The organism is Synechococcus sp. R6-7, from assembly GCF_047461695.1.
Lineage (GTDB): Bacteria > Cyanobacteriota > Cyanobacteriia > Thermostichales > Thermostichaceae > Thermostichus.
This window is the reverse complement of record NZ_JANSHS010000048.1, coordinates 1-8629: the sequence shown is the minus strand read 5'-3', so window position 1 is coordinate 8629 and position 8629 is coordinate 1. Positions and strand designations below refer to the sequence as shown.

The 8629-nt window shown below is 57.5% G+C and carries 9 protein-coding genes and 1 pseudogene; 3 read left to right on the top strand and 7 right to left on the bottom strand.

The window, feature by feature from the left end; genetic code table 11:
* Positions 1-145 precede the first annotated feature (145 nt).
* The 3 genes from NW815_RS02010 to NW815_RS02000 form a co-directional block, all read right to left on the bottom strand.
* The gene (locus NW815_RS02010; protein WP_011432696.1) at positions 146-514 is read right to left on the bottom strand and encodes a hypothetical protein; all 369 of its coding nucleotides are present in this window, start codon (positions 512-514) and stop codon (positions 146-148) included.
* A 48-nt stretch (positions 515-562) separates the two neighbouring features.
* Complete coding sequence (locus NW815_RS02005) at positions 563-2335, bottom strand: ABC1 kinase family protein (protein ID WP_414388061.1); 1773 nt, start codon at positions 2333-2335, stop codon at positions 563-565.
* 135 nt (positions 2336-2470) lie between these two features.
* Complete coding sequence (locus tag NW815_RS02000; protein ID WP_414388059.1) at positions 2471-3757, bottom strand: glucose-1-phosphate adenylyltransferase; 1287 nt, start codon at positions 3755-3757, stop codon at positions 2471-2473.
* Between the two features lie 131 nt (positions 3758-3888).
* On the opposite strand from NW815_RS02000, the gene NW815_RS01995 reads away from it, so the two are divergent.
* The 3 genes from NW815_RS01995 to sat all read left to right on the top strand — a co-directional run bounded on the left by NW815_RS01995 (position 3889) and on the right by sat (position 6534).
* Positions 3889-4671, top strand: a complete 783-nt coding sequence (locus NW815_RS01995; protein ID WP_414388057.1) for a ParA family protein — start codon at positions 3889-3891, stop codon at positions 4669-4671.
* 140 nt (positions 4672-4811) lie between these two features.
* On the top strand, positions 4812-5177 hold the full coding sequence (locus NW815_RS01990) for a hypothetical protein (protein ID WP_414388056.1): 366 nt from the start codon (positions 4812-4814) through the stop codon (positions 5175-5177).
* A gap of 166 nt (positions 5178-5343) precedes the next feature.
* Entirely contained in the window at positions 5344-6534 is a 1191-nt protein-coding gene (gene sat / locus NW815_RS01985; RefSeq protein ID WP_414343750.1) for a sulfate adenylyltransferase, read from the top strand.
* Positions 6535-6642: 108 nt separating this feature from the next.
* On the opposite strand, the pseudogene NW815_RS01980 reads toward sat, so the two are convergent.
* The 4 genes and pseudogenes from NW815_RS01980 to NW815_RS01965 form a co-directional block, all read right to left on the bottom strand.
* Positions 6643-6735, bottom strand: a pseudogene (locus NW815_RS01980) (hypothetical protein); the annotation flags it as partial.
* Between the two features lie 121 nt (positions 6736-6856).
* Entirely contained in the window at positions 6857-7033 is a 177-nt protein-coding gene (locus NW815_RS01975; RefSeq protein ID WP_414332524.1) for a hypothetical protein, read from the bottom strand.
* 348 nt (positions 7034-7381) lie between these two features.
* A complete protein-coding gene (locus NW815_RS01970; RefSeq protein ID WP_011432703.1) occupies positions 7382-7807 on the bottom strand; it encodes a hypothetical protein in 426 nt (141 codons plus the stop codon).
* 43 nt (positions 7808-7850) lie between these two features.
* Positions 7851-8629 (bottom strand): TlyA family RNA methyltransferase (locus NW815_RS01965; protein WP_414415658.1); only part of this gene is annotated, 779 nt, incomplete at its 5' end.

The window sequence follows — 8629 nt, the reverse complement described above, 5'->3', positions numbered from 1 at the left end:
TGCGGGGCTCCTGCGATTTCTAGCTGAAGCACCTTCGCCAGAGGCAGACCTGGCCCAGGATCGCAACTCAGCCGAGAGAGGATGGCAGAACCTAGAGAGGAAAGCCGCTGCCGCCTCTAGTTTGGCATGGACAGGGATCCCCTGCTCAAGGCTTTTCCTCAACAGCCCTGGAAGAGGTTTCCTTGACGAGCAATTGCGTGCGCATGGCCTGAATCGCCTCGTTTAACTCGGCAATCTTGGCCTCTAGAGTGCGGCGGGCTTGAGCAATGCGTTCTGCCTCATTTTCCCACTTCCTCCAGTCGCTGGACATGGCCGACTCACCCGAAGCACTGAGGCGCGGTCGTTCAGGGGCTACCGAGGTGCCGTTGAGACGATCCGGATCCCGGCGTTGGCCTTCGGCGGATCCCTTTCTGAGTCGAGGGGCAAGCACAAACCCAATGACCCCGCCGATGATCCCTCCCAACAGGGCGCCGGTCACTACACCCGCAATGAAGTCACCTTTCTGATCTGCCACGCTTTTGTCCAGCTCAATAACAATAAACTTGAGTCATCTTCTTCCGTTCTACCTTTCCTGTCCCACTCCTGCCAGCAAATCCGACCAGGGTTGAGGTGGCCGCCAGCGGCTAAGATGTTCCAGATGGGCTTGCACCTGATCCCTCAACTCGGCAAGCGTGTGTTGCAGATCGCCGGTCGAGGGTAGGGATCTCAGCGTTGCCTGCCAGAGGTAGGCCGGGGAAAGTTCAGGGCTGATCAACCGCCACAGGCGCCGCAGCTCCTCAAAGTGAAGGCGATCATCTTCTGTGAGGGAAAGCACCAACTGGCGGCGCAGATCGCGGGCCTCCTCCGACATCAGGTAGCGCAAACCCGTTTGGGCGGTGGGTAACCAATCCAATCCCCCATCGCTGCGGGCAATTTGAATCAGGTTCTCCAGGCGGTTCCAGCGGAACTTGCCGTCTTTGATCAACACTTGCAGCAGCCGTTGGCGAATACGCGGCGATTCATCCGTCAGCAGGCGCTTGGCCACATAGGGATAGGCCACACCGACGATGCGGAACTGGGGATAGAGGCTGAGGGCTACTCCCTCTTGGGTCACCAAAGAGCGGATCACCAGAGCAAAGTGGGAGGGCACCTGAAAGGGGTAGCGGTACATCAAGTCGGAGAACTGATCTGTGGCCGTTTTGAAGTTAAAGTTGACCACCTCTTGGGTCAGCACGTCTGCCAGCACCTTTTCCAAGGCGGGGATCAGCTCTTGGCGGCCGACATCCGACTGCAAAAAGCCCAGATGAATAAAGTCATCGATCAGGGCGTTGTAGTCGCGATCCACCAGGTGAACCAGAGCATCCACCAAGTACTCCTTCATTTCCTCGGTAAGCTGATCCATCATGCCGAAATCGATGTAGGCCAAGCGACCATCGGCCAGGGCGAACAGGTTGCCCGGATGGGGATCCGCGTGGAAAAAGCCGTATTCCAGCAATTGCTTGAGGGCAGCAACCACCCCGATACGCACCAATTGTTTCACCTCCAGGTTGGCTGCTCGAATGCGCTCCACATCCGTCAGCTTGATGCCGTCGATCCACTCCAGGGTCAGAACCCGGCGGCTGCTGTAGGCCCAAAAGATGCGCGGCACGTACACATCCGGATCGTCGCGGAAGTATTCGGCGAAGCGCTCGCAGTTTCGCCCTTCGTGCAGGTAGTCGATCTCTTCAAAAAGCTTGCGGCCAAACTCATCCACCACCGCCGTCAAAGTACTGCCCAGGTTCAAGGGCAGCCAGGGGCCCAGCCATGTCGAGGCCCAGCGAATCAGGTACAGATCCAGGCTCAACTGCTCTTGCAGATGGGGTCGCTGCACCTTCACCGCCACCCATTCGCCGCTGTGCAACTGCGCTTTGTAGACCTGCCCCAGGCTGGCGGCGGCCACCGGCTCTGGAGAGATCTGGGCAAAGATCTCAGCAATCGGACGGCCCAACTCGGATTCGATGCGGGCAAATGCTTGCTCGGAGGGAAATGGCGGTAGTTGATCTTGCAGTTGGGTGAGTTCCTCTAGGTAGTCTTTGCGCACCAGATCGGGGCGGGTGGAGAGGGCCTGCCCCACCTTGATGAACGTTGGCCCCAGGTCGGTGAGCAGCTGTCGCAACTGCACCGAGCGCCGTCCCACATTGCGATCAGTGTGGCCCCACAGCTGATCCCAGCGCAAACAGAGGACAAACCACAAGAAAGGCCAGAGAATGGCCAGCGCCCGACCGATCACTTGGGGCAGGCGCCAGCGGTAATAGCGGCAGATAAATTGCGGATCGTAAACTTCCAAAGTGGCAATGGGCGAAGTTCTACTAAACACACTCCAGCGATCTCACAGTCTTTTGTTTTAAAGCTCTTGGTATCCATCTTAACAGAAAAAGCCTCGCCGTTTCTGCGCAAGGGCCTGTCAGCCCCATCCTGCCCCCTTCTCGGCCAGGGCCGGCCTGTTTCCCCCTCAAATGATGGTGTTGTCCGGGATCACCGAGTCTTTGATGATGGTGACGATGCCGTTGCTGATCCAGATCCCTTCCTCTTCCCGCTGCGCTTCGGTGACGTGATCCTTGTTGAGGATGCGGACATTGCGCCCAATGCGGGCATTCTTATCCACGATGGCGTTGACAATGTGAGAGTTGGCCCCGATGCCCACCGGTGGGATCCCTTCCTCCAGCCTGGCCTGCCGCTCTTCTGCCGACTCGTAGTAATCGGCTCCCATCACCAGGGTGTTTTCGATGATGGTGTTGGCCTCCAAGCGGCTGCGAATGCCGATGATGGAGTTGCGAATTTGGGCGTTTTTGATGATGCAGCCATCGGCGATCATGGAGTTGACGATCTGGGAGTCGAGGATTTTGTTGGGGGGCAAAAAGCGCGGGCGGGTGTAGATGGGCATTTCGCTGTCGAAGAAGCTGAAGGGCGGGTTGGGCTGCTGCACCAGTGCCAGGTTGGCCCGGTAAAAAGCCTCGATGGTGCCGATGTCTTCCCAGTAACCCTTGAAGAGGTAGGCTTGCAGATGGTACTTGCCGATGGCTGCCGGCAGCACCTCTTTGCCAAAGTCGGTGTGCTCCTTGACTTTGAGCATCTCGATCAGAGCTTCTCGCTTGAATACATAGATGCCCATGGAGGCGATGTAGGGCTTGGCTTTGGCTTCTTCCGGGCTGAGGCCGAGGGCTTGGGTGTCCACCTGACAGGCTTTCAGCAGATCTCCTATTGGCTTTTCCTTGAAATCGACGATGCAACCGTTCTCGCCAAGCTTGAGCAAGCCAAAACCCGAGGCCACTTTTTCTTCACAGGGGAGCACCGCCAGCGTCACATCGGCCCCAACCTGCCGGTGATGCTGGATGAAGGGGCGGTAGTCCATGCGGTAGAGGTGATCCCCAGATAGGATGAGGAAGTCCCGCGGCTTCCAGGAGTCCATCAGCCAGAGGTATTGGCGAACGGCATCGGCGGTGCCTTGGAACCAATCGGGATTGTCAGGGGTTTGTTGGGCCGCCAAAACGTCCACAAAGCCGCCTGTAAAGGGAGACAAGCGGTAGGTGTTGACGATGTGGCGGTTCAGAGAGGCAGAGTTGAACTGGGTGAGGACGTAGATTTTTTCGATGTCGGAGTTGATGCAGTTGCTGACCGGGATGTCGATGAGGCGGTATTTGCCGGCCAGGGGCACAGCGGGTTTAGCGCGGCGCTTGGTCAGGGGATAAAGTCGGGTGCCACGCCCACCTCCCAAGATGATCGCCAGTACATCGCGCATGGTTGTCCTCCACCAGGCTACACCCAATAGCATAGACTGCTGCGGGGCCACCTAAACGGCTGTCCTGTCGGATCTGGCCGGGCTGCTCGGAAAGGGGAACAAGTTGGCAAGACAGAATGCAGGGAGAGCTGATGGCGCGCATCCTGGCCTTTACCAACAACAAAGGGGGCACCGGCAAGTCCACCCTCTGCGTCCACGCGGCTCAGTTGACGGCCCAGCGGGGATACCGAGTTCTGCTCATCGATCTCACGTCCCAGGCCACTGCCAGCAGTCTCTACTTGGAAGAGGCCGGATCCTTGCCGGCACCGGAAACGGTTTGGGCCAGCTTACACCCGCAACACCAACGTCCTCTGGAAGAGGTGATCTACTGCACCGACAAGGGGGTAGATGTGGCGCCCTCCCACAGCACCATGGCGGAAGTGGCGGCCCAACTGGCTGCTGCCGGAGAGACGGGTCAGGATCTGTTGCAGCGCCAACTGGATCCCCTGCTGCCGGACTACGACTTCATCTTTCTCGATACGCCGGGAGAACTGAATGCTCTCACCGCCAATGCCCTGCGGGTGGCCCAGCGGGTGTTGATCCCGACGCGGCTCAACCGCGCCGATTTCTCCTGCACGGAAGTAACCTTGCGCTACATTGAGGCCCTGAAAGGCCAGCTCAGCCACGCCCGCGCCATTTTGACAATGCTGGATGACCGCTATCTGCCGGGGGGCATTTGGTCGGGATCCCATACCGGGCAATTGTATGTGCAAGCGCAACAGATTTTTGCGGATGTGCTTTCACCCGTTACTATTCCAGATAGCAGCGATTTGCGCATCGCCTTTGACTACGGCTTGACGGTGATGGACTATCGGCCTGGATCGGCGGTGTGTCAGCGGCTGCTACAGTTGGTTGAACGCGAGGTGCTCTTGTGACCGGATCTGACCGTAGCCTCTTTCCTTCGTCGGGGGAAACTTCCCGCCGCTCCGGCGGAATTCGGCGCAAGGCCGGTGCTAAAACCAGTTCAGAGCCCACCTCCGCAGAGTCTACTCCCACAGGCGAGGAGCCGACAACGATGTCTTCTCAGTCTCCCCCAGAACCAACCCCAGAATTGCCGGAAATGGAAGCCCTCAAAAGCCAACTGGCCGAAGCTCAACAACTCTTGCAAGACTACCAAAACAAAGTCTCTACCCTGCAAGCTCAATTGCAGCAGGTTACTGCCCATCGGGACGAATTGCAAAAGGCGCTGGCGCAGTTGCAAGCGGTTGCGGACGAGCGGGCCAAAACCATCCAGGAGTTACAGAACCCCAGAGGACAAGCCCCCATTCAGCCCAAACCCCAATCCTCACCTCTGCACGCGCAAAAGAAGATTATGAATCGGCCCATCTTCGACAACGTATCGGCCACCGATGAAAGCATGCCCCCCTATTTGTTGGATTGACCGGGATGGAAGGGATCCCTGAGGGTGTGAGCCTGGATGGGGTCTCCATCTGTTCTGCTCCCGCCTGCTTTCAGCCCGACCTGTGCTTTCTTCCCCACTTTCTGGGGATCTGGGATCCGATAGTTGGATATTGGATTGGATAACCTTTGTTCTCAGTGCCCTTCTCATGAGCCAATCTCCATCGACTCTCCCTTCTGGTGATGCCATTCCGCCCCACGGGGGCACCCTGATCAACTGCATTGCCCCGCCTGAGCAGGCGCAGGAGCTGCGTTCCAAAGCCGAACATTGCCCCATCCTCTATCTCGACGAGCGGGCCCAATCGGATCTGGAGATGATCGCCATTGGGGGCTTCAGCCCGCTAACGGGGTTTATGGGGCGGGAAGATTACCAGGCCGTTCTGGAAACAATGCACCTGGCCAATGGCTTGGCTTGGTCGCTGCCGGTCACCCTGCCGGTCTCCTCAGAAGTGGCAGCGGGTCTGAAAGAGGGGCAAATGATTGCCTTGGCCAGTGCCGAGGGCAAGATCCTGGGCCTACTGGAGCTGACGGAGAAATTTACCTACGACAAAACCCGCGAAGCCCGGCAAGTTTATCGCACCACCGATGAGCAGCATCCAGGGGTAAAGGTGCTCTACGAGCAGGGATCCGTCTATTTGGCCGGCCCCGTCACCCTCCTGCAGCGGGATCCCCACCCTCTTTTTCCGGCCTACCAGATCGATCCGGCCCAATCGCGGCAACTGTTTCGGGAAAGAGGCTGGAGAACCATTGTAGGCTTCCAAACCCGCAACCCCATCCACCGCGCCCATGAATACATCCAAAAATGTGCCTTGGAGATTGTGGACGGGCTATTTTTGCACCCGCTGGTGGGGGCTACCAAAAGCGACGACATTCCCGCCGATGTGCGTATGCGCTGCTACGAGGTGTTGATCGAAAAGTACTACCCCAAGGAGCGGGTGATCTTGGCCATCAACCCTGCGTCGATGCGCTACGCCGGCCCCCGCGAGGCTATTTTCCATGCTCTCATTCGCAAAAACTATGGCTGTACCCATTTCATTGTGGGGCGGGATCACGCCGGGGTGGGGAACTACTACGGCACCTACGATGCCCAACACATTTTCGATGAGTTCCAGCCGGGGGAGCTGGGCATCATTCCCTTGAAGTTTGAACATGCTTTCTATTGCACCGTCACCGGCACCATGGCCACGGCCAAGACCAGCCCCAGCCAGCCTCACCAGCGCATTCACCTCTCAGGTACCAAGGTGCGGGAAATGCTGCGCCGCGGTGAAGTGCCCCCGCCGGAGTTTTCTCGACCAGAAGTGGCCCGGCTGCTGGCCGAAGCCATGCGAGAGCGGGGTTAACCCTGGGAATCTCCCTAAGTGGCAGTCAAAAAGGGCCTGGGACAGACCAGACCCTCTGTATTGAAAGTTGTATTGAAAGTTGAACTTGAACCAGATTCCAGTCGAGTATCAGGCCGGCTCCGCTAGATTGATTGTCGGGTTGCGGTCGAAGAAGCCCCAAGGTACCAGCCTAAAGCCCGTTCTGTGTACAGGCATGACGGGCCAATCCTCATCCCATGAAAAAACCCCTGCCCAACGGCATGGGGAGAATGTATGATGGGGAGCCCGCGTTTCTACAGAACTCCCTCGAAGTCAAGCAGCCCTGAATAGGCAGCAACAGTTCTCATCCCGCCTCAAACCAGAGTTGTTCGGGATCCACATAATAGCAGCGGGCATTGTCCGCACAGATCAGCGCCCAGCCGTTTTGGTCGGCCTCGACCAAAGTATACTCACACTGGGGAATGAAATAGCCTTGGTGGTTTCGGGTATCGCTCTTAACCCAAACGGTCTGACGGTTCATCTTAAAGTTCCTCCCATCTGCAGTCAAAGGGGTCAAAAAAGTGAGGTTGGAAAACGGGACTCGATTCAGTGGCTATGGAAGCGGCGGCAGTGCAACACCACTGCAATGTAATGAAGTGCAGCCACCGCCGAGCTAAGCATCTCGCGCCAGCCCGGAGTTCAATCTCATCAATCAACTGAGGCCGGGGAAGAGAAGCGACGAGAGCTAACCCCTATCGATAAATGGATCCCATATTGCTATTGGGTACAAGAAGTTTAGCACCAACTCCATGAGAACATCGCTAAGAGTTGTAGATTAAAATAACTAGATTTTCCTAAAGTCTTGTTGCAAAACCAGGAATAGGGTCACTTAATCTTCTTCAAAGAGCCAGTTGTAAATCTTGCTCAAGTGGGGCCAAGCAGGACGGCGGTTCCCTCCCTCTTGTAGGTTGGATTTGACACCCTCAATCTGCTCGGGATCCCGTGCCAAGATTTGCTTAATGGCCTCCACCTGCTGGCGTACCCCGGTTTTTTTCAGCTCCAGCATGGCTAGGGTCAGATTCACACGGGGCTGGGCATCCACCGGATCCAACTTCACAGCAGTCTGGGCGGCCTTCAGAGCTTTTTCCGCCTGCCCCTCCAGAAGGTAGAGCCAGGACAAGCACGTCCAAGCCGCCGCCGCCTTTGGGGATCCCTTACAGATCGACTCAAAAGAGGGAATTAACGTCTTGGCCGCTTCCCCGGATTCATAGCGCCGAATCCCTTCCTGAAATAATTCTTCAATTTTTTGGCTCATCTCCCCCAACCCAGCACATCAACCTATTGACAAAATCGACAAGCTACCCGTGTAGGGTCGCTCTTGCCTGCTCGCTCATCTGTTGTAGCGCACTGCCGCTGGGGAGAGGGATCCCTTCTCCTTCAGCCAGCCAGAGCCAATACTCGATATTGCCGGCAGGGCCAGTGATGGGCGACCACGTGTAGCCTTGCACCTGCCAGCCCTGGGCCACGGCCGAGCGCATCACCGTCTCCAGCACGCGGGCATGGACAACCGGATCCCGTACCACCCCCTTTTTGCCCACCTGGTCTCGGCCCGCCTCAAACTGGGGCTTCACCAGCAACAGCGCCTCCCGTGGGAAACGCAACAGGTTCCACAGCGGAGCTAGCACCTTAGTCAGGGAAATAAAAGACAGGTCTACCACCGCCAAATCCGGCCAGCTCTGGGGAGGTGCCTCGCTTCCGTACAGATCCTCCGGCTGCAGATGGCGCAAGTTGGCCCGCTCCTTTAGGATCACCCGCGCATCCGTTCGCAAAGACCAGGCCAGTTGCCCATAGCCCACATCCACTCCGTAGACCCGCTGGGCTCCCCGTTTCAACAAGCAGTCTGTAAAACCTCCTGTGGAAATGCCCGCATCCAAACAAATACGACCCTGCACCTGAACAGGAAAAGTTTGCAGCGCCCCCTGTAGCTTTTCTCCCCCCCGTGAGACAAAAGCAGGCCCAGACTGGACTTGCACCGCTGGATCCCCGCTCACCCAGGTTCCAGGCTTTTCCGCCCGCACCCCATTTAGAAAGACTTCTCCTGCCAAAATGGAGCGTTGCGCTTGCTGGCGTGAGGAAA